This window comes from Shewanella abyssi (genome assembly GCF_023284025.1).
GTDB classification, from domain to species: Bacteria; Pseudomonadota; Gammaproteobacteria; order Enterobacterales; family Shewanellaceae; genus Shewanella; species Shewanella abyssi.
The window spans coordinates 57,106-76,751 of the sequence record NZ_JAKIKR010000020.1; the positions used below are offsets into that span (position 1 = coordinate 57,106).

General features: G+C 43.7%; 23 protein-coding genes and 1 pseudogene. 13 read left to right on the plus strand and 11 right to left on the minus strand.

Annotated elements, in window-relative coordinates; genetic code table 11:
- Positions 1–126: 126 nt before the first annotated feature.
- The 3 genes from L2755_RS10730 to L2755_RS10740 form a co-directional block, all read right to left on the minus strand.
- Positions 127–399 (minus strand): HU family DNA-binding protein, encoded by a 273-nt coding sequence (locus L2755_RS10730; protein ID WP_248980690.1) that lies wholly within the window; start codon positions 397–399, stop codon positions 127–129.
- A 136-nt stretch (positions 400–535) separates the two neighbouring features.
- A complete protein-coding gene (locus L2755_RS10735; RefSeq protein WP_248980691.1) occupies positions 536–1,333 on the minus strand; it encodes a response regulator in 798 nt (265 codons plus the stop codon).
- Positions 1,334–1,421: 88 nt separating this feature from the next.
- Positions 1,422–1,808, minus strand: a complete 387-nt coding sequence (locus L2755_RS10740; RefSeq protein WP_248980692.1) for a hypothetical protein — start codon at positions 1,806–1,808, stop codon at positions 1,422–1,424.
- A 177-nt stretch (positions 1,809–1,985) separates the two neighbouring features.
- On the opposite strand from L2755_RS10740, the gene L2755_RS10745 reads away from it, so the two are divergent.
- Entirely contained in the window at positions 1,986–2,495 is a 510-nt protein-coding gene (locus L2755_RS10745) for a DUF4240 domain-containing protein (protein ID WP_248980693.1), read from the plus strand.
- Positions 2,496–2,578: 83 nt separating this feature from the next.
- Here L2755_RS10745 and L2755_RS10750 read toward each other — a convergent pair whose 3' ends face one another.
- Together L2755_RS10750 and L2755_RS10755 are read right to left on the minus strand one after the other, a co-directional pair.
- Positions 2,579–2,893, minus strand: coding sequence for a hypothetical protein (locus tag L2755_RS10750; RefSeq protein WP_248980694.1), 315 nt, complete (start codon positions 2,891–2,893; stop codon positions 2,579–2,581).
- A 288-nt stretch (positions 2,894–3,181) separates the two neighbouring features.
- Positions 3,182–3,487 (minus strand): hypothetical protein, encoded by a 306-nt coding sequence (locus L2755_RS10755; RefSeq protein WP_248980695.1) that lies wholly within the window; start codon positions 3,485–3,487, stop codon positions 3,182–3,184.
- A gap of 273 nt (positions 3,488–3,760) precedes the next feature.
- Here L2755_RS10755 and L2755_RS10760 point away from each other — a divergent pair, with 273 nt between their 5' ends.
- A complete protein-coding gene (locus tag L2755_RS10760; protein ID WP_248980710.1) occupies positions 3,761–4,285 on the plus strand; it encodes a DUF3016 domain-containing protein in 525 nt (174 codons plus the stop codon).
- A 91-nt stretch (positions 4,286–4,376) separates the two neighbouring features.
- Here L2755_RS10760 and L2755_RS10765 read toward each other — a convergent pair.
- A pseudogene (locus tag L2755_RS10765) lies at positions 4,377–4,635 on the minus strand (GGDEF domain-containing protein); the annotation flags it as partial.
- Positions 4,636–4,784: 149 nt separating this feature from the next.
- Positions 4,785–5,096, minus strand: a complete 312-nt coding sequence (locus L2755_RS10770) for a prephenate dehydrogenase (RefSeq protein WP_248980696.1) — start codon at positions 5,094–5,096, stop codon at positions 4,785–4,787.
- Between the two features lie 44 nt (positions 5,097–5,140).
- On the opposite strand from L2755_RS10770, the gene L2755_RS10775 reads away from it, so the two are divergent.
- The 3 genes from L2755_RS10775 to L2755_RS10785 all read left to right on the plus strand — a co-directional run bounded on the left by L2755_RS10775 (position 5,141) and on the right by L2755_RS10785 (position 8,871).
- Positions 5,141–6,025: a TraB/GumN family protein gene (locus L2755_RS10775; RefSeq protein ID WP_248980697.1), complete on the plus strand. Its 885-nt coding sequence runs from the start codon at positions 5,141–5,143 to the stop codon at positions 6,023–6,025.
- A gap of 118 nt (positions 6,026–6,143) precedes the next feature.
- Positions 6,144–6,977, plus strand: coding sequence for a MaoC/PaaZ C-terminal domain-containing protein (locus L2755_RS10780; RefSeq protein ID WP_248980711.1), 834 nt, complete (start codon positions 6,144–6,146; stop codon positions 6,975–6,977).
- A 181-nt stretch (positions 6,978–7,158) separates the two neighbouring features.
- Positions 7,159–8,871 carry a formate--tetrahydrofolate ligase gene (locus L2755_RS10785; RefSeq protein ID WP_248980698.1) on the plus strand — a complete coding sequence of 571 codons (1,713 nt, stop codon included), beginning with the start codon at positions 7,159–7,161 and terminating at the stop codon, positions 8,869–8,871.
- 89 nt (positions 8,872–8,960) lie between these two features.
- On the opposite strand, the gene L2755_RS10790 is transcribed toward L2755_RS10785, so the two are convergent.
- A complete protein-coding gene (locus tag L2755_RS10790; protein ID WP_248980699.1) occupies positions 8,961–10,568 on the minus strand; it encodes a mechanosensitive ion channel family protein in 1,608 nt (535 codons plus the stop codon).
- 215 nt (positions 10,569–10,783) lie between these two features.
- On the opposite strand from L2755_RS10790, the gene L2755_RS10795 reads away from it, so the two are divergent.
- Complete coding sequence (locus L2755_RS10795) at positions 10,784–11,113, plus strand: hypothetical protein (protein WP_248980700.1); 330 nt, start codon at positions 10,784–10,786, stop codon at positions 11,111–11,113.
- Positions 11,114–11,267: 154 nt separating this feature from the next.
- Here the strand turns inward: L2755_RS10795 and L2755_RS22200 are convergent, their stop codons facing one another.
- Positions 11,268–11,393 carry a hypothetical protein gene (locus L2755_RS22200; protein WP_283102793.1) on the minus strand — a complete coding sequence of 42 codons (126 nt, stop codon included), beginning with the start codon at positions 11,391–11,393 and terminating at the stop codon, positions 11,268–11,270.
- A gap of 230 nt (positions 11,394–11,623) precedes the next feature.
- Between L2755_RS22200 and L2755_RS10800 the strand changes: the two genes are divergently transcribed.
- The 6 genes from L2755_RS10800 (at position 11,624) to rraB (ending at position 16,307) form a co-directional block, all read left to right on the plus strand.
- The gene (locus L2755_RS10800) at positions 11,624–11,905 is read left to right on the plus strand and encodes an ABC-type zinc uptake system zinc chaperone (RefSeq protein ID WP_248980712.1); all 282 of its coding nucleotides are present in this window, start codon (positions 11,624–11,626) and stop codon (positions 11,903–11,905) included.
- Between the two features lie 81 nt (positions 11,906–11,986).
- Positions 11,987–13,171 (plus strand): hypothetical protein, encoded by a 1,185-nt coding sequence (locus tag L2755_RS10805; RefSeq protein ID WP_248980701.1) that lies wholly within the window; start codon positions 11,987–11,989, stop codon positions 13,169–13,171.
- On the plus strand, positions 13,155–14,078 hold the full coding sequence (locus L2755_RS10810) for a metal ABC transporter solute-binding protein, Zn/Mn family (RefSeq protein WP_428847791.1): 924 nt from the start codon (positions 13,155–13,157) through the stop codon (positions 14,076–14,078). The genes L2755_RS10805 and L2755_RS10810 overlap by 17 nt, the downstream gene beginning before the upstream one ends.
- An 82-nt stretch (positions 14,079–14,160) precedes the next feature.
- Positions 14,161–14,955 (plus strand): metal ABC transporter permease, encoded by a 795-nt coding sequence (locus tag L2755_RS10815; RefSeq protein WP_248980702.1) that lies wholly within the window; start codon positions 14,161–14,163, stop codon positions 14,953–14,955.
- A 196-nt stretch (positions 14,956–15,151) separates the two neighbouring features.
- Entirely contained in the window at positions 15,152–15,880 is a 729-nt protein-coding gene (locus L2755_RS10820; RefSeq protein WP_248980703.1) for a 1-acylglycerol-3-phosphate O-acyltransferase, read from the plus strand.
- A gap of 28 nt (positions 15,881–15,908) precedes the next feature.
- On the plus strand, positions 15,909–16,307 hold the full coding sequence (gene rraB, locus L2755_RS10825) for a ribonuclease E inhibitor RraB (protein ID WP_248980704.1): 399 nt from the start codon (positions 15,909–15,911) through the stop codon (positions 16,305–16,307).
- Positions 16,308–16,407: 100 nt separating this feature from the next.
- Here rraB and L2755_RS10830 read toward each other — a convergent pair whose 3' ends face one another.
- Positions 16,408–17,376, minus strand: a complete 969-nt coding sequence (locus L2755_RS10830; protein WP_248980705.1) for a sensor domain-containing diguanylate cyclase — start codon at positions 17,374–17,376, stop codon at positions 16,408–16,410.
- 13 nt (positions 17,377–17,389) lie between these two features.
- Entirely contained in the window at positions 17,390–18,385 is a 996-nt protein-coding gene (locus tag L2755_RS10835) for a response regulator (RefSeq protein WP_248980706.1), read from the minus strand.
- Positions 18,386–18,782: 397 nt separating this feature from the next.
- On the opposite strand from L2755_RS10835, the gene L2755_RS10840 reads away from it, so the two are divergent.
- Positions 18,783–19,589, plus strand: a complete 807-nt coding sequence (locus tag L2755_RS10840; RefSeq protein WP_248980707.1) for a crotonase/enoyl-CoA hydratase family protein — start codon at positions 18,783–18,785, stop codon at positions 19,587–19,589.
- Positions 19,590–19,646 lie beyond the last annotated feature (57 nt).

The following is a 19,646-nucleotide window of genomic DNA, read 5'->3' on the forward strand; positions in this document are numbered from 1 at the left end:
ATTCAATTTAGGGCGGGTGGCACTGGATTAGTGCAAAGTTTAAGCTGAGATGGCACTGCAAGCCAAAGAACAGATATAAAAAAACCTCCTAATAAGGAGGTTTTATATAAATCACAAGAGTTGTGATTAGTTAACGCTGTCTTTAAGCGCTTTACCCGCTTTAAACTTAGGTACTGTCGCCGCAGGGATCTGGATCTCTTTACCAGTCTGTGGGTTACGACCTATGCGAGCTGCACGCTCTGATGTTTCAAAAGAGCCAAAACCAACAATAGAGATTTTCTCTCCATTCTTCATCGCTTCTGCAACAGTTTCTTCAAAAGATTTTAATGCACGTGCGGCTTCAGCTTTCGTTAATTCCGCAGATTCAGCCATTTTTGCAACAAGTTCAGTCTTATTCATTTGAATCGTCTCTTCTTTCCGTAGATTTATTGTTAGTAGCGTTATGTAACATGCCACAAGCTTTTGCATTTGAAAAGCGCTTTAAGCCTATGAAATGGCTTTTAAAGTCAAAAACAGGAAGGATTTCTCAGTTTTTCTACTCTTCGAGCAGTTGATAGAGGATTTGTTTGACAACTTGGGGCTCAAAAGGCTTATCACAAAGTGCATTCACACCTGCCTGTGAAACGTTACTTAGGTGGGTTTCGTTCGCTTCTGATGACACCATCAGAATAGGAATATGAGATTGATCACTATCGTTACGAATAAATTGAGTTAATGCTAAGCCATCAACACTGGGCATATTGTAATCAGTGATGACAAGGTCAAACATCTGCTGCTGCATTATTTCAATAGCTTCTTGGCCATCTTGAGCTTCGGTTATCATGCGTAAGCCAAGATTGGTAATGGTACGTTTGATGACATTTCTTGCCATCTTGCTGTCATCGACCACCAGTACTCGTAGATTCTGCACATCGAAGTGGGTGAGATCCAGCTCATCATGACTTAATAGGTCGATAGTTGCATTGAGCGCTTTTCCTAGGTGACTTGAAGTAAACGGCTTAGGGAGAATCGCGACAACGCCTGACTGACGATAGCTTTCTAACTGCTCTCGGCGGCACTCGCTAGAGACCAACATAAACTGAATATCACTAAACTGAGGTGATGATTTGAGTTGTTGTAGCAGCTCTAGCGCGGTGCCATCTGCAAAGTGCATTGCACTGGCGACGAGATCGGGCTGGTGGCGTTTAATAATACTCAGGGCCTGCTCAATGCTGGTGGCCGTTTGGATCTGTTTGACGCCCTCTTGGGCTAATCGGTGAGCAATGATTTTACGTTGGGTATCTGATGGTTCAACCAGTAGAATGGAGAGTTCGCTAGGGTGTAATTCGTTCATAAATAGCTTTACCACTTGTTATTATTATTATTTTCATATGGTTGATTTGCATCATTATAATACGCTGTGATTTTTCTGCTATTGAAACTTATTCTTCTTGTTTTAAGTAATGTTTTGTTTTTTGGCTGAAGGCGACCCAGTACTGGAAGCTCATGGCAATGAATGCCGTGATAACAATGGCACTAATAGGAATATTGCGCCCTTGGAAAACAACCTTCACATCTTCAGGGGTAATTTGATAAGCAATGACCGCAGCAGTCGCCAGTGCTAGCAGTGCCACGGTCTGAATTGCCAGATATATCTTCAATACCACCCCAGCCCAAAAGCGACGTTGCACAAGCCCATACAACACTGGAAACACACCTAGGGTGAACAGGTCGAATGATTGTGTCGTCGCGGTGCGCCATAACGCAGCAAAGGCGAGTAAAACATAGAAAAACATTAAAATAGCCAGTATTGGGTGGGGTTTCTTCATTAAATACCTAAAATAAGTCATAACGCTTAAGTGTTGTGCGGTGAGTGTAAAAAAATCAATGGGCAGAGTCCACTTAATCGAGCACGAAATTGTTAACTTAGTTTTATCGTTGCGCTTGACTATTTTATTGGGTATTACGCTAGAATAGCGTTATATCAACCTATTTTAGAGAGCAAAATGACAGAGTCGCAGTTTTGGGAATTGGTTACCCGTACATCTCCTCAGCAAAACCAAACGGATTTAGCCGAATCATTAAAGCAAAAGTTGGGCCCGCTGAGTAATGATGAGTTGCGTGATTTTGATAAGATCTTTGGCCAACAAATGCGTCGCTCCTATTCATGGTCTGTGTGGGGAGCGGCTTACATCATTACCGGCTGTGATTCAGAGTATGCTTTTGCTGAGTTTCGTTGTTTTTTGATCTCACTTGGAAAGCAGTGGTACGACATCGTTGTTGCAGCGCCCGATGAGCTGGGTAAATTACTTGAATGGCCGGAGAAAGACGGTTATGCCTATCCTTTCCTTGATGAGTATGACTTGATCGCGGGTCAGCTCTATGAAGATCGCGGCGATGATGAACTGCCTTATGTGTCTTCTGGACAAGCTTCGCCAGCGGGAAAGAAGTTTTCCCATAAGAAAAAGCAGTTAAAAACGACGTATCCAATATTGAGCGCCGCTTTTCCATTTTAGTCTATCGAGTTCTGTGAGCACTCTAGGTATGTAATGCCTATACCCGAAAAAACGAGGCTATGCCTCGTTTTTGTTATACTAACTTACTCGATACAAGCACTCAATTCACTGTCGAAATCATATCCGTAAGCTTCACAAGTCAGTTGCATAAACTCCTCTTCTGAGTCATTGACTTGGTCATCAAAATCAGCCTGTAATTTACTGTCTAACTCTTGATCTGATTGAGTTTGTTGATCTGCAAGAATTTCAAAGTGACCGTCGACAGCGGCTTGCTGCGCTGCTGTAAAGTCATGGTCATTGGCATTTGCTTGAGTGATGAAGCTAAGTGAAAGAATGATTGCTGCGATAAATGCCATAGGGCCAGAAAATGGCAGTGTTGTCATGTTTGAATAGTTCATATTGGACTCCAAATATTAATCAGTAACCCGTTTAGGAACCGTTTGCTCTTAACGACTGCGTTATGGCAGTCAGTTAACAGGTTTTCCTCTGGGGCTGTGTTTGCTTGATACGTATGTTATCGAAAACTTCATGTACCAAAGCTGAACGAAAAACGAGCAGTCGGCCGATTGGTTGGAGGTTTAGATTTTTATGAATTAGAAACAGCTGCTTACTGATGGAGTGTTTTTTGTACTTGATTTTTTAAGTTTATAATGGCTATGGTTGAGTTTGAATCGCTAAGCCCCTAGCTACTCATTAGTCATTGTTTTGCAGTGATACCCCTGTCTCATAGAGTCAAAGCTACAATTAAGGCCGCACTCCCAAACAACATTGTTGAGTCGCTTTGACTGCTGCTCTGAAAATGCCTTGCAGCTTGGGTAGTCGTCGAAATCATCGGTCTTTTCATATCGGCTTGAGTTATAGCCACCCTTATAAATGAACGAGGACCAGGTTTCATAAGATGAGGTTTGTTCTGATTGATTGATGCTAACAATTGTCCAAGTTAAACCTGTAAACAACAGGATCACAAAGATGACAGGAGCGAGTTTCTGCATGGCACGATTTCCAATGTATGAGGTGGTGGCTTATTTCAGACAGCATAATGTGTAGTACTAATAATGCAAACTAAGCTTTGAGTTTGGTTAGCTAAGGCAAGTTCTGATGCAATTTGATGCAACCAATCGGCATATAGTGTGGTCTACTAATATGATACTGGTGGTTTGTTAAGCATTTTACATTAAGCCTTTATTCAGCTTAGATCGACTATTATTGTGAAATAGAGTCTACCCCTTTGTTCAACCATGGAGTCAATTATGAATGTAAAACAGATACTCGTTGCAGGACTATTACTATCGGGTTCTATGCTATCTGCTTCAACATGGGCTGAAGATGAAGCCGTTGAAAATCCAGTCACCGAAAACGGCATTGTTAAAGTTGAATGGCAAGATCCAAAGAGCTTTCGCGATGTAAGATCTGGTGGTGAGATTCAATCACGTTTTGAAAAACGTACGTTTGAAGAGTTAACAAAAAACTTGAACAAAGAAGCCGCTAAAATTCTGCAGCCTAACCAAAAGCTAGAAATGGTAGTGACGGACCTAGATTTAGCAGGCGATGTAAGACCAACATTTGGCGCTACCATGCATGATCTACGTGTAGTCAAAGATATTTATCCACCACGTATCACCTTTAGTTATAAAGTTACTGAGGGTGAGCAGGTCATCATTGCTGGCAATGAAAAGTTAACCGACCTTAATTTTATGTACTCTATTCATAAGAATAGTAGTAGGCCTAACCGCTATGAAAATGCCTTACTGACATCGTGGTTAAAAGATACGATTAAGCCAAAGCTTTAAACTTATAACTTTGCTTACAGGCAATAAGCTTAGGCACTTTTTTTGGCGCAATTGAAATAGGCTAAACGAGCAACCTGCTTGTTTGGCCTTTGTTACTTGCTGCCGAGTTAGCAAACGGAATGTGGCGAGAGGTGGGCTCGATGTTGGTTTTGAGGGGAATGCTTCGGTTTGGTGATGCTTCTGGCCGACCCAGTAGGTAGCCTTGGCAGTACACAATCCCCAGCTGTTTTCATACCGCGAGCTCCTTTTCTGTTTCAATGCCTATCTATTTTGACGTAATCCGCTGCAAGCTCTGACCACAGCCTTAACCCGGAATATCCCGCGCCAAGATCATCAATGGCGGTCATATACTCTACTCAATATTTAATAAGTAGAAAATAGTATGACGTTTGAGTTACATTTAGATGACAAAAAAAATCCATTAACAATTCTAACGCTTTAGATGACCTTATTGTAAGGTCAGTGTCTAACTTGCTAATGGATTGGCAAGCCCGCTAGGCTATTTTGTGTTGGCTTTAAAAGTCTGCATTGTTTGCAATAATAAGCCAAGCTTACGCACGTAGCCTTCTAACAGATTTTCCATGGTGTCAGGTTCGCGGCTCATCGCATCGATTTCAGCGGCGAGTTCTTGTACATAGGGCTGAAAGCGATTGCTACTGGTAGAAAAGCCCTCGTCCTTAGTAAAAATAGTATTAAACTTAACGTGGCCGGCTTTTTTTAGCGCGTCGAGTCTTGTATCGGCATCGATAGCTTGACGGTAGGCGGTTTGCAAACTGGCTTTTAGTTGTTCGATAACCTGTGTGTGTGGCATAACAGCCTCTCATTTTTAAATTTGCTGAATTATAAGGGGCAAGTATGTTGGCAACAAGTATCCAGAAAGCTTTATTGTCGATAGTTGCTGCATTTTATCTATTTGCAGCTCAGATCGCTAGTGCAGCACCCACCGATAAACCGCCTTTTTACCAAGTCTCATTTCAAGGCCAAACAGCCTATCTATTGGGATCTATTCATATTGGTAAAACTGACTTTTATCCATTTGCGGATCAAATCGAAAAGGCGTTTGCTAAATCAAAGGCCCTGGTCGTAGAGGCTGATGTTCGCGATGCAAATGTCCCTGCTTTACTGCAAAAATATGGCGCTACAAAGCTCCCCATTGATGATAAAACAAAAGGCGTATTAGCGAGTTATTGTAAAGATAAAGCCCGTTTATGTGCGGCTCTAAGCAGCTATGCCCCCTGGTTACAATCAATGCAGCTTAGCATTGGCCGCTACAGCGCTTTGGGATATAGCGCGCTTTACGGTGTGGATTCGGTGTTAGTTGCTCAAGCAGATAATAGGCCGGTGTACGAGCTCGAAAGTACCGAATTCCAATTTGAATTGTTGTCATCTTTTAGTCCTGAAACCCAGTGGGAGATGGTACGCGAGGCGATAGAGGCGCCAGATGAAGATATGCTGAAACTTATTTCGGCGTGGCGCCGCGGTGATGAAACTGAGTTGGCTGATTTAATGGAAGGGGAGATGCTGCGCGAAGGTAACACTGAAATGGTGGAGAGGATGCTGTGGAACCGCAATAAGGGTATGGCAGAGAAAATGGTCGAGCTGATGAGCTCTTCTACCACTGTGCAACCTCTATTCGTGGTCGTAGGGGCTGGACATTTAGTTGGCAGTAAAAGTGTACAGTCCTATTTGAAATCTTTAGGCGTAAGCAGTCAAAACTGTTGGCAAACGAGCTGTGGTTAGTGGGATTATCGGCTTTTGCCATTTTAGGGTATAATCCGCCGCTCGCTTATTTTTTGTCTGTGTTTTAATGTAAGGTTTGATTAGTTTGAGTAAAGAATACTGTGTTGATTTAAAGGCTATGCCATCGTTGTTTTCGCTCTATCGAAAGATATTTTTTGGGCGTAAACCCGGTTGGGATGAACAGCCGCTGCCGATGATTAACGTTAGCAGTCCAAATGTGGCGTTGTCCGCAGATAAAGTTGAGCAGTATGCCCAAGTTTGTGGTTTTGATTTTGATGGTCAAACGTTGCCGCCAACCTATTTGTATGTCATGGCATTTAGATTACATGCCATGATCTTTACTCATGATGCCATTACATTTCCTTTGCTGGGAATGATCCATTTAAAGAACAGCATTACCTTATATCGTCCAACAACGATGGCAGAAAAATACGATTTTGAATGTTCATTGACGACCAGCCAAATGACAGACTCAGGCTTGGAGTTTGAATTGGTATCAAAAGCGTTTGTCGCCGGTGAGTTGGTGTGGGAATCACTGTCAACCTACCTATATCGTATCGAAGGCAAGACTAAGCGTATGCGCCCACCTAGGGGGAGTGATATCAATTGGGACGCCGCACAAGCATGGAGTTTAAGTGAAGACTTGGGCCGCCGCTACGCAAAAGCGTCGGGCGACTATAACCTTATCCATCTGCACCCGGTATTGTCCAAGCGTTTTGGATTTGATCGCGTTCTAGCACATGGTATGTGGTCTAAAGGTCGCTGTATCGCAGAAATTATGCCTGATATTGTGGATAAACCGTGCAAGATAGATGTTGCTTTTAAATTACCCCTGTTCATGCCAGGTAATGTCAGCTTTGCTGCTGAAAAACAACAAGACAGCTTGATATTTGAGTTAAGAGATCAAAAAGGTCGACGTCCGCATTTGACTGGCGAAATAACTTTTTTATAAAAGCTGACTCATTTTAGAAAAGGCGCGTTATCGCGCCTTTTTGCTATTTTTTTATAATTTTATTGATGTAGATTACAAAAAGCTAAAATAGCATTCGCTCACTATTTAACCTCGGTTGCCGATCCTCTATATTGCACTCGCAAGTCTACCCTACCTCAAATAAAACAGTGGATACATACTAATGCTGTCAGATATAAAAATTTCCCGTGAGCATGTCTGCAAACCTATTTCAGACATTGCCGCTAAGCTCGGAATTATTGATTCCGAACTGTCTCTTTATGGTGCCAATAAAGCCAAAGTATCCCTCAGCGTCGCCCAGCGTTTGGCTGATAATCCTGATGCCAAACTGGTGATCGTTACAGCGGTAACGCCGACCCCTTTTGGCGAAGGCAAAACAGTCACAACGGTTGGTTTAACTCAGGCTATGAATGCCATTGGTGTAAAAGCCTGCGGCTGCATACGCCAGCCAAGCATGGGGCCAGTGTTTGGTATTAAGGGCGGCGCTGCAGGTGGCGGCTTCGCGCAAGTGGTGCCGATGGAGGAGCTTAATTTGCACCTTACCGGCGATATACATGCGGTTAGTAGTGCGCATAACCTTGCAGCAGCGGCTATAGATGCTCGTCTGTTCCATGAAACAAGGCTAGGTGCTGCCGCATTTACCCAAGAATCTGGTTTAACGGCTCTCAATATCGATGTCGAAAATATTCTCTGGCGCAGAGTCGTTGATCATAATGAGCGTAGCCTACGACAGATTGAAGTCGGTCTTGGCGCGGTCAATGGCCCAGTACATGCGTCAGGTTTTGATATTACAGCAGCATCGGAGTTGATGGCGATTCTGGCATTGAGCAAAGATCTTAAAGATCTAAGGCAAAGAGTTGGACGACTGGTGCTGGCACTCGACTTAGACTCAAACCCCATTACCGCGGAGAACATCGGTGTAGCAGGTGCGATGACGGTTATCATGAGTGACGCCATCAAGCCAACATTGATGCAGACACTCTCTGGCGATCCTTGTTTTATTCACGCGGGCCCATTTGCCAACATTGCCCATGGTAACTCCTCTATTATTGCTGATAAATTAGCGGCGAAACTGGCTGATGTTGTGGTCACCGAAGCGGGTTTTGGCTCCGATATGGGCTTTGAAAAATTCAGTAATATCAAAGTAAGAGAGTCTGGCTATAAACCATCTGCAGCGGTCGTCGTGGTCACGCTAAGGGCGCTTAAGGCTAATAGTGGCGTTGAGTCGGATATCGCTATCGACCAAGCCGACATGACTCGTCTACAAGCGGGTTTTGCCAATTTAGAATGGCATATTAATAATGTGCATCAATACGGCGCCCCGGTTGTTGTCGCTATCAATCGTTTTCCAACGGATACGGCGGAAGAGCTTGATTGGCTGCAAGCGCGAGTCGCACAGACCAATGCATTTGGTTGTGAAATTAGCGATGCTTTTGCTGGTGGAGCCGAAGGTGCGGTCCAGTTGGCCAAGGTGGTTCACGCTGCTAGCCAAATAGAGTCTGAGTTTAAATGCTTATACAAAACTGAAGATAGCTTAGAAGCAAAACTGATGACGTTAGCGGAGGTTGGCTATGGCGCAGCGAGTGTTGCTATGTCGGAGAAGGCCAAACAGCAACTGATCTGGCTGGGTAAACATGGCTATAGCAATTTAGCTGTTTGTATCGCTAAAACACCGATGTCTATTAGCCATGATGCCAGTTTAAAAGGGGTTCCAACCGGTTTTGAACTGCCTATCAATGAATTAAGGCTTAATGCGGGTGCGGGCTTTATAACGGCGTTAGTGGGTAAGGTGATGACGATGCCGGGCTTGGGAATTCGCCCTGAGTACTTAAATATCGACATCGATAGCAATGATGACATTATCGGTTTGGCTTAGGTCGTTGTTGAGCTTCACGGTTAGAATTTGTGGCTTCATTTAAATCCAAAGCCCCACAAGCCATTGCTTGTGGGGCTTTTAGCTAAAATCTAGGTAGCTTGGTAGATATGTACATCGCGTTGTGGGAACGGAATACTAATACCTTCAGCGTCAAAGCGCATTTTAACTTCACGGGTGATATCCCAGTAAACATCCCAATAATCAATAGGCTTAACCCAGGGGCGTACAATAAAGTCGACTGAAGACTCGCCTAGAACATGCAGCTTGACCATTGGCTCAGGGTCTTGCAATACTTTAGGGTGTGCCATAACGATATCGTTTAAGACTTTTTCAGCATGTTCAATACTATCGCCATAACCAATACCAAAGGTTAAGTCGACACGGCGCTGGTGCTCGACAGTGATGTTATTAATGGTATCGCCCCAGATTTTATTATTTGGGACGATTAATCTTTGGTTATCCAGGGTTTTAATCGTGGTTGAAACAAGGCTCATATGGCTGACTCGCCCGGTAACGCCTGCGGCATTAATGAGGTCATCGACATCAAAAGGACGATAGATCAAAATCATCATGCCTGAGGCGAAGTTAGACAGCGTATCTTGCAATGCGAAACCAATAATGACACCGGCGATACCAAAACCTGCCAGCAGTGGTGCTAGCTCAAACCCGAGCTGTGATAGGCCAATCAATAAGCCCAAAGCAAAGACGACTTTCCCCACCATCGAGACAAAGAAGTCTTGCAGCAAGTAGCTAAACTTAAGTTTAGAGTTACTCACCGTTTTCTGTACGATGCGCTTAACAATTTTGCCGACCAAGCTTGATAGAAATAAGATTAAGCTAAAAATGATGAGTTTAAACATCACGCTTGCGCCATTCTCTAAGGCTTGATTTTTGGCGATCGACACCCATTCACTCAGCAGGCTGCTAGCAACTTCAAAGTTGAGTACATCTTGAGTAATGTCGCCTGAGATACTGAATAAGGTCTGCTTATAGATGGCTGTATCTTGGCCAAGCTCATCTAATAGATCGATGGCAGTCGACAGGCTAGTTGAACTTTGCTCTAGGCGCTCTTTCAGTTCAACAACCACAGCAGTTTGTTCACTACTCGCGTCCTTACCTGCTACCGTTACATCGGCTACAGCTTGTGCTAATCGCGACTGGTTGTAGTGAACGAAGCTATCGAGATCATCAGCTCTGTCGATGAGTACTTCAACAAACCGCTGATTCTCGCCTTCAACATCAATACCAGCCATTGCAGCCCAAGTGAGCAGTTGCTTCTCTGCAACATAGAGCTTGTCCTGCTCGCGTTGGATCTGCACCAATTGCACCATGATTTTTCGGTCATTATCCCCACCCACTTGAGCCATCAAGGTTTCTCTTTGGGTCTTAAAATAGTCTTCAACTTGATTGGTAAATGTGAGTTGTTTGACGATATATGGTTTTAGTAAATCAAGCTTTTCGGGTGTTTCTTCAATATGTTGCTTCAGTTTTTCCTGTAACAAGCTTGCATTGCGGCTGATTCGATATTGCAGAAATGATTTTATTTCACCCTTGGTGCCAGTGAGTACCGTCACATCGTTATCAATGGCGCCTTGGAGCTTGTTGAGTTCAATCGTAAGTGGCTCATCATTTGCCGATATGATGGAGGAGAATAGGCATAAGCTGATGAAGAGCAGCTGGGTTAGCAATCTTTGCATTTGAGGATGTCCGTTAGTCCCTGAAGTCACTATATTATTACTCAGAGTTAACAGTGTCGATTTGTTATTTCAACTTTACGGCAGCTTTAAGCAATAAAAGAGCAGATTAAAGCCTAAGTCTGTTAGAATTAGCGACCATTTTTGACGCCTAATAGCCACTTTAAAGGGTGTTAATGATACGACAGCCTTAACTCATGATATAGAGAGAAGCTCCAGTGATATGTGCCCATTGTTCTAAGTCTTTCGCAATAGAAAAAATCGACAACCAAAGAGGTAAAGGCTTAAATGGTGAGATCCAGTGTCCACTGTGCGACGCATGGTTAGGCAAGAGTGCCGCTATGGCGCGGGTTAAAATGGCGAGTTTTTATATTGGATTTATGGCTATCGTGTGGGGATATTTTGATGAGACTATGCGGACTGTCTGTATACCGGTCACTATATTCGCAGTGATGTTACTGCTGGTAAGCCATATGATGGATCACATGAAAGTCACCGAAGCGCCAGAGAAAACGGATAACAGTGATGAAAGGCAAAAGTACCGCTAAAGACTGATGACTCATTGCCATCAGAATCGCTGCTCATAGAGCAGCGATATACTCCGAGACTCATTCGAAAGATAACTTAAAAGTGAGTTTATAGCACCGTGGAAATGAGTCGAAAAGTTAGCTCGGACGTTAACGCCATGATACTTTGATAGCGTTAGTCGACAACTTGTACTTGTGCTTCAAGTGCAGCTTCTACATAGTAAATCCCGCCAAGTACCACAGCAAAAAATAGCGATGTCATGATAATGAATTTTAAGTTTGAGCGAAGAAGTTCAAGCATGATGTTTGCGCCTTATTAATAATGAAACTCTTGTTTCATATCACTATGAACAAATGTTAGTGCGGAAATCTTAGCGCTACCAGCTTAAGACAGTATTAATTGTCATTCAAGTTTAAGTGATATTCATCACAAACACTTTGTAACGCTTTCAATTAGTGAATGCTTGACTTCAAGTTTGAACCACATAAACTTGGCAGGTTTTTATAAACAAGGTTAACACTTTGATTCAACTGAGTAGCGTAAAGCAGAAACTGGTAATAGGGCTTATTGCCGTATTCCTGTGCCTGTCATTTGCAGCGTCCGCTCATGATCTGAGTCACTTGGATGATGGCGCTCAAAACCATTGTACTCTGTGTTATCACCAACACCAGGTCAACAAACTGTTGCCTAGCTTTGAGTTTCATATTGCGCTAGAACGCCAGAGTGTTGAGAGCCAAGAGTATATCCCTGCAACATTTGACTCGCCTCATGTGAGTTTTTTCAATAGCCGTGCTCCCCCCGTTACTGTCTAAGCAATTCAATAAAAATCAATGACTAAATTAAACAAGTATTCCCTATGGGAAGGCTTTGCTTAGCTGTATTTCGGAGAACAAATGACTATTTTAACTATGCGCCTAATGGGCGTAGCTGCTGCGTGCGCAATTTTTTCTATCAACGCTGTTGCGGAAGATTCTAGCTTAACGAATCCTGCCATTAGCGCGGTATTAGAGGGTTACTATCAAAGTGCTGAACGCCCAATGAGCGAGCGTGTTGAGGGTTTCGGCCTCGGCCACACAGAAGTGGCAATGAGTGCCAATATCGATGATATGTTTTACGGCAAGTTAACCGCCGTAATAGAGATGCATGACGGTGAAACTGAACTTGGCCTTGAAGAAGCTTTCATCCAAACATTGGCAATGCCCTATGGCCTTTCAATGAGAGCCGGTCGGTTCTTATCAGACATTGGTTACCTCAACAATCAACATGTGCATACCGACGCCTTTTCTGACAGACCTGCGGCCTATCGTGCCTTTTTAGGTAGCCATTATTTCGATGATGGTGTGCGACTAAGCTATGTTGCACCAACGGATCTGTATTGGACTATGGGAGTCGAGGCGTTTAAAGGTGACAATATGCGCGCTGCCGATGAGCATAATGAGCGCGATTTCAAGTCAACCGGGGTTTATACCGCCTTTACTAAGATTGGTGGTGATGCTGGTATTAATGGTTCATGGCAGGCGGGTTTGAGTTATTTACGCAACGAAAATGGCCGTATGACCGCTGAAGAGCATGAGTATGCGGCGGTATTGGAAGAACATGAACACAGTCATAGTGCCCAGTATACTGGTGAGAATACCTACGTAGCAGACTTTGTCTATAAGTGGGCACCTAACGGTAACTATAAATATCAACATCTTAGCATTAGCGGTGAGTTTTTTAGAGTGACCGATTTTAAACCTTTAGAAGAGGAACTTGATGAGAATGACGCTTATGGTGATGAAGGTAAAGACTATCAAGACGGTTGGTATTTGAGTGGCGTTTATCAACTATCACCGCATTGGTCTGCAGGTTTACGTTATGGTCAAGTCGGTACTCAATTGATGCTCGATGATCATTTTGATCCACAAAAGCTTAAAGAAACTGAGGTCAGCCTTGCATGGCACCAAAGCCATTTTTCAACGGTGCGTCTGCAATATACCAATCAACAAGGTAGCAATTTTGATGGAATAGAAGACGACAACATTATCACTCTTCAATATGTAATGACTCTGGGGGCTCACGGTGCGCATCAATTCTAAGCGTTTTTTAACTAGAGGACTAAAAGTCCTCGCGCTAACGTTGGCATTAGGGACAGCAAGCAATGCTATCGCTGGGCTGAATATTTTTACCTGTGAACCTGAGTATGCAGCACTGGCGCAAGAGCTGGCGCCTGATGCACGGATCTATTCGGCCACGACGGCGATGCAAGACCCTCATCAAGTGCAAGCCAGACCGAGCTTGATTGCTAAAATGCGTCAAGCTGATCTCGCGATTTGTGCGGGAGCCGATCTTGAGATTGGCTGGCTGCCAATGCTGCAGATGAAGTCGGCAAATGCCAAAGTGCGTTCAACCGATCAAGGGCTGTTTTTTGCGGCTGAACAAATAGACACCTTAGATCAAATGAAATCAGTTAATCGCTCGATGGGTGATGTTCACGCAAAGGGTAATCCACACCTGCATTTTGACCCAAAACGCTTGCTGGGTGTTGCCGAGGCGTTGACGCAAAAGTTAACCCAAGTGGATCCAGGTTCTGCGGCGCAATATCAGGCTAACTTGGTCCGCTTTAGCCAGCGTTGGAATGATGCGATTCCGCGCTGGGAAGAGAAGGCAAAGCCACTGAAGGGTAAAAAGATTATTGCTTACCATTCAAGCTTTAAATATCTGTTTAACTGGTTAGGGTTAGAGCAGGTAGCCGATCTCGAACCCAAGCCTGGGATCCCACCGAGTAGCTCACATCTAGCAAGTTTACTCAGCCGCGCTAAACAGGGCGACGTTATGGCGATTGTTATTGCGTCATATCAAAGTGAACGTGGGGCAGATTGGCTGGGTGAGCGCGCTGAACTACCTGTGATTGTACTGCCGATGTCAGTTGGCGGTAACGAGCAAAGTGTTGATCTATTTAGCTTGTATGAAAGCGCAATAGACCTATTACTCGCCGCTAAGTAGCGCCTATTCAAGAGTAGAGCAAGTGAGCGTGATCGTCTGCGTTCACTTGCTATTTATATAACCTTAACCAGAGTAAATACCGATGTTTGATCTGGATCTTTTATCTATATTGTTCCCCGCATTTGTTGCGGGAGTACTCGTTTTATCTACCCATGTGCTATTAGGGCAACAGGTGTTAAAACGGGGGATTATCTTTATCGATCTCGCGATTGCGCAAGTCGCCGCCTTAGGTGCCATTGTTGGCCATCTTAACCATGATATTGAAGCCTTACCTTTCTCTAATGTGTGGATGCCGGCATTATTTGCCATTGCAGGAGCGGGCTTTATCGCTTGGCTATCTAAGCGGATGGCGGATGAGCTTGAGGCGATTATTGGCTGCTTCTATGTCTTAGCCGCAGTGGCTGCGATGCTACTGTTATCGAATGACCCTCATGGGGCTGAGATGCTAAAGCAGTTAATGTCGGGGCAGATACTGTGGGTGAGCTGGAGTCAGTTGTCGCTGCCAGCCATTATATATGCAGCAATTCTTCTATTACTGGTGCTTAACCCCAAAATCCTTGCTGGGCGTGGGTTCTATCTGATATTTGCTATCGTCATTACTCTATCTGTAGAGCTAGTTGGGGTCTATTTAGTGTTTAGTTCGCTGATATTGCCGGCACTGGCGGTGAATCATTATGCTGGGCGTTTTAAACTTGGTTGGGCTTATATGGTTGGCTTGTTTGGTTATGTTGCAGGCTTAGTACTATCGGCCTCATTCGATTTGCCAAGCGGAGCCGCTATCGTGGCAACATTAGCCATTAGCGCCATTTTCTTTAGGTTAGTACTGTTTTTTAAGAAAAAATATTGCCATTCTGACTGCCATATAATGGAGGTCTGACCTGATTGAGCACGATATAGGCTAGAATTCCCGATGCTAAATGTGTGCTAGATTAAAGTTCGCTTAAGTTGAGTACGCTAGAGTAGCCTAAGCCTCGTCTTGTATAGCTCAGGTTCAGGCTACATGTGTAAACTAAATATTGAGTCGCTAGTATTTGCTGGCTATACTGGCGGCAATTAAATCGCGGGAGATTGTAGTGCTGTTAATCCTTAGATGTCTGATTTTATCTGTCATGCTTGTTTTAGCCTTTATTATCGGTGGCTTAGCTTGCGTGTTACGACCACGTCACCGTAATAATGTGCATATGTTCGCAAAAGTTTTTTCTTGGGCTGCGCCAGTGTTGGGTATTAAAGTGATAGTGCGCAACTCTAAAGGTGAAAGTGATGAGCCTTGTGTATTTCTAGCTAACCATCAAAACAACTTCGACATGTTTACTCATACGGCAGTGGTCCCTAAAGGCACTGTTAGCTTGGGTAAAAAGAGCTTGGCGTGGATGCCGTTGTTTGGCCAAATTTATTGGTTATCAGGTAACATTTTGATCGATCGTAAAAATCGCAGCAAGGCGTTTGATACCATGGCGGCGACGGCGAGAAAAATTAAAGAGAAATGTTTGTCGGTATGGATCTTCCCTGAAGGAACGCGCTCTCATGGCAAGGGTTTACTGCCTTTTAAAGCGGGTGCTTTTTATACGGCAATTGCCGCAGGTGTACCTATGGTGCCAGTATTGGCGTCTAATCAAAGTCATATCAAACTGAATCGCTGGAATAACGGGGTGGTTATTATTGAGATGATGGAGCCTATCGAAACCAAGGGTTTTGATAAGACACAAGTTAAAGAGCTGTCTAAGCGCATTCATGGGATGATGTCAGAAAAATTGTTACAGTTGAACCAAGAAGCTTCTGCATTAATGACTAAAGCGGTATAATCTTCGCGAAATTTTTGAGGAGCAACTGATGTCTATTGAACGCCTGTTAAACGAACAGAAAGCAGAGAACCGTGAAATTGTCGAAGCGATACTTGCTGACGGTTCACTGCCTGATGCCGATTACACCATTGAGCATCACTTCTCATCGACCAATTTTGATCGCTTAGAGAAAGCAGCAGTAGACGCCTTTAAATTGGGCTTTGAAGTCAACGATGCTGAAGAGATGGAGCTGGAAGACGGTTCCGTTATTATCTGTTTCGATGCAGTTGCATCACACAAGCTTGAAGTTGAGTTACTCGATAGCGCTTGTGAAAAGTTAATTGAGTTAGCGAAAAAACAGAAAATTGATTATGACGGATGGGGCACTTACTTCATTGATGAAGATGGCGAAGTCCGTGATGAAGATGATGAAGAGGAGCTGGATTAAGCAGCGCTGTTATTCTACATCTGAATCAAAAATGCCCATCAGTGATGGGCATTCTTGTATCTGGCATTCAGCGTAACGATTTCATCTATTCGCTAGCAGCTTAACTTTGCGGGTGTTGGTGAATAACACAGGAGTTTCTGCCGGCCTCTTTTGCCTTATATAAAGCTTGGTCTGCTAAAGACAACCAGGACTCACTGCTAAGGATCTCTGGTTGGATGTCACAAATGCCAATACTGATAGTGACTTTAATGATCTTGTCTTTATACATGGTTTCAGACTGTTCAATTTTTTTACGTAATCGCTCGGCAAAATAGAGCGCATTAGCTGCTGGGGTGTTTGCTAATACTACGCCAAACTCTTCGCCACCATAACGGCCGGCGCAATCGGTTTCACGTAACGATTTTTTAATCAAGTGAGATACTTTCTGAATTACCTTGTCGCCTGCCTGATGGCCATAGGTGTCATTAACCACTTTAAAATTGTCAATATCGAGCATCACCAGAGTGGTGTCATCACCGTAACGACTATTACGATCGAACTCTTTCTGCATAGATAACTGCCAGTGGCGACGGTTGTAGAGCTGAGTTAAACCATCGATCTGACTGAGTACTTCAAGGCTCTCGTTGACCGCTTTAAGCTGCAATTTGTTGATGGCAACATCAGTTACATCATAAACAATCATGCTGAGATGGGTCACCTCGCCAGTAAGAGATGATAGCGGTAACAAGGTCACATTCTGATACATGAAATCAGCACGGCCAGTAATGGGGCGGTAGTTTTTAAATTGAAAAACAAACGGTCGTTGTTCCCAACTGATAAAGGCACGGTTTTTAAGTAGGAATACTGATTCCATCTTATGTTTAAGCCACTTAGAGGGTAAGTACTCAAACTGTTCAAATAGGTTTTTTCCCTTAATCGAATTGGGTGAAACACCACTGTGGTTTTCCATAAAGCCATTCCACAGCTGGATATTGTAATCCCGATCGAGTACGACCAAGCCCACTTCAATGGTTTGCACCATATCAATTAGCCAGTGGAATTCATTCATTGCGTGTAGATCGTCTGCCATCTTATGATCCATCTTAATCTAGCAAATAGCCGAGCTTATAATTAAGCGTTGGCAAAGAGTCTTCGGTAAACAGCAGGAGTAAATCGCATTGAATGTCGTGATCTTTAATACGATAGTTAATCTCCATTGCCAGCGTGCGTTCCCATTTATCAGCATTTTCATGAATAAGGTCATTGGCAGTACAGTGTCTGCCAAGCACCACTGGGTGACTTTGGCTGAACTTCATATGCAGTTGTTCAGAGATCCCATTAAGAAAGGCACCTATGAGTACGTTGCCCGTATCCATCATGACCTCAAGCTCGGTATTTTCGTCTTCGGGATTTTCAAGCTTCATCAGCTTTGCCATGTCCTGGAAAGAGGAGTCATGAAATAGCAGCAGTGCTTCACCAGCGATACCTGCACCAATAAATCCTTGGCATAGGGCTGATACAGTACCACTTTCTTCCGTGGCTTTTAGTGTCATCGTCAGTTCGCTGACTTCGAGTACATTGACGTTGGGGATAGGCAATAATACAAACACGTTGAGCAGCTTTGAAAGTAGATCTGCGGCACGACCCATAGCGACGTTAGCGACCTCCTGACAAGCATCACGTAGATCAACCTCAACCATAGGGTTTTGTGTTTGACCTGAGCCAACGGCGAGCTCTAAAATGCCGTACTCCTGCAAAATATGGCTAATGGCGTCAACGCTAACGGGTTTTTGAATGAAATCGAGGGCGCCGAGTACTTTAACCCGTTCATGGGCGCGTATTTGAATGTCGCCAGACACCACAATAACCAGCGCTGGAAGATCTTCTCTTTGAATGGCTTCGAGCACTTCATAGCCATCCATCACGGGCATGTTCAAATCTAGAAAAACAATCTCGCCTTTCCCTGCGCGGATCGCATCAATCCCCTCAGCTCCATTAGCGGCATAGGTGAGTTCTACGTCCCACTCTTTTGGCAAGGTTCGCGCCATCTGCTTTCTTGCGAGCGCAGAATCGTCACATATTAGTACAGGAAATGGCATTATTCTTCTTATATCCTAGTTTTCGCGCCTAAATTAGCTATTTGTTATTATTTTTAAAAGCTTAACGACTAAATTAATCATCTATATTCTGTTGAATATAGGTATTTCTATAGCAGCCTACTTATGCACTTAAATTTCTAATAGCTTGCTACGTTAGTTTGCTACGTTAGTTGCTACGTTGCAATTGAATTTGTTTCCTATCAATTTCATAAAATGGGCATTTATAATTATTTATTATCCCTTAAATAGACTTTTGTTAATCAAGCCGCCCATCAGTGTGTGCCATTTCTTTGACGCTAGTCAAATTTTCTGTGCATGTTATAGGTATTAACTGATTATTCCAAATATGTTAACTTGATCTTCTGGACTGACCAGTATTGATAAAAGGGATTTGAAAATGAGCAGTAATTTAGTCCGAGTAAGAAAAGAGCAGGATATTGCTTATGTGTCTCTAAATCGTCCAGATAAGTATAATGCTTTGAATTATGAGCTTTTTAAGCAAATAGATGCTTGTATCGACAGCCTTAAAAAGGATAAAGCACTGCGAGCGGTTATTCTGTTCGGTGAGGGGCAAAATTTTTGCTCTGGTCTCGATGTAAAGAGTATAAATCGTACGCCATTCGATGCAGTGAAGCTGCTATTTAAATGGTTACCAGGTAACGCTAATTTGGCCCAGCGGGTTTCCATCGGCTGGCGTCGATTGCCGGTACCTGTTATCGCCGTGCTTGAGGGCGTTTGCTATGGCGGTGGTGTGCAAATTGCGCTAGGGGCTGATTTTAGAATTGCAGCGCCAGATTGTAAGTTGTCAATAATGGAAGCGCGTTGGGGATTAGTGCCTGATATGGCTGGTTTTGTTGGGCTTAGAGAGCTAATGCCTAAGGATCAAGCGCTTATGCTAACAATGACCGCAGATATATTAACGGCGGAGCAAGCCCTATCTTTCAATTTGCTGACTTCAGTCGCTGCTGATCCTATGGCCTCTGCGACGGCACTCGCGCAGCGATTGATACAAACCTCCCCCGATGCTAATGCGGCAATAAAGCAGAGTATTCAAAAAAGTTGGAGTGCGCCTATTAGGCAGTTACTGCGAAGAGAGTCATGTTATCAAGTGAAATTGCTCGCTGGAAAGAATCGAATTATTGCGGCAATGAGGCAATCTAAAGATTCTCAGAAAGAGTACAAAAATAGACAATCGGGTTGGTAGTTGGGGCATTTGCTCAATTTGTGAAGCGGATCACAAATTGAGCAAATGCCCCAACTA

Bases quoted from the DNA above. Each gene is read 5' to 3' on its own strand.
- L2755_RS10730 (WP_248980690.1), bottom strand. From the start codon at position 399: ATGAATAAGACTGAACTTGTTGCAAAAATGGCTGAATCTGCGGAATTA.
- L2755_RS10735 (WP_248980691.1), bottom strand. From the start codon at position 1,333: ATGAACGAATTACACCCTAGCGAACTCTCCATTCTACTGGTTGAACCA.
- L2755_RS10740 (WP_248980692.1), bottom strand. From the start codon at position 1,808: ATGAAGAAACCCCACCCAATACTGGCTATTTTAATGTTTTTCTATGTT.
- L2755_RS10745 (WP_248980693.1), top strand. From the start codon at position 1,986: ATGACAGAGTCGCAGTTTTGGGAATTGGTTACCCGTACATCTCCTCAG.
- L2755_RS10750 (WP_248980694.1), bottom strand. From the start codon at position 2,893: ATGAACTATTCAAACATGACAACACTGCCATTTTCTGGCCCTATGGCA.
- L2755_RS10755 (WP_248980695.1), bottom strand. From the start codon at position 3,487: ATGCAGAAACTCGCTCCTGTCATCTTTGTGATCCTGTTGTTTACAGGT.
- L2755_RS10770 (WP_248980696.1), bottom strand. From the start codon at position 5,096: ATGCCACACACACAGGTTATCGAACAACTAAAAGCCAGTTTGCAAACC.
- L2755_RS10775 (WP_248980697.1), top strand. From the start codon at position 5,141: ATGTTGGCAACAAGTATCCAGAAAGCTTTATTGTCGATAGTTGCTGCA.
- L2755_RS10780 (WP_248980711.1), top strand. From the start codon at position 6,144: ATGCCATCGTTGTTTTCGCTCTATCGAAAGATATTTTTTGGGCGTAAA.
- L2755_RS10785 (WP_248980698.1), top strand. From the start codon at position 7,159: ATGCTGTCAGATATAAAAATTTCCCGTGAGCATGTCTGCAAACCTATT.
- L2755_RS10790 (WP_248980699.1), bottom strand. From the start codon at position 10,568: ATGCAAAGATTGCTAACCCAGCTGCTCTTCATCAGCTTATGCCTATTC.
- L2755_RS22200 (WP_283102793.1), bottom strand. From the start codon at position 11,393: ATGCTTGAACTTCTTCGCTCAAACTTAAAATTCATTATCATGACATCG.
- L2755_RS10805 (WP_248980701.1), top strand. From the start codon at position 11,987: ATGACTATTTTAACTATGCGCCTAATGGGCGTAGCTGCTGCGTGCGCA.
- L2755_RS10815 (WP_248980702.1), top strand. From the start codon at position 14,161: ATGTTTGATCTGGATCTTTTATCTATATTGTTCCCCGCATTTGTTGCG.
- rraB (WP_248980704.1), top strand. From the start codon at position 15,909: ATGTCTATTGAACGCCTGTTAAACGAACAGAAAGCAGAGAACCGTGAA.
- L2755_RS10830 (WP_248980705.1), bottom strand. From the start codon at position 17,376: ATGGCAGACGATCTACACGCAATGAATGAATTCCACTGGCTAATTGAT.
- L2755_RS10835 (WP_248980706.1), bottom strand. From the start codon at position 18,385: ATGCCATTTCCTGTACTAATATGTGACGATTCTGCGCTCGCAAGAAAG.
- L2755_RS10840 (WP_248980707.1), top strand. From the start codon at position 18,783: ATGAGCAGTAATTTAGTCCGAGTAAGAAAAGAGCAGGATATTGCTTAT.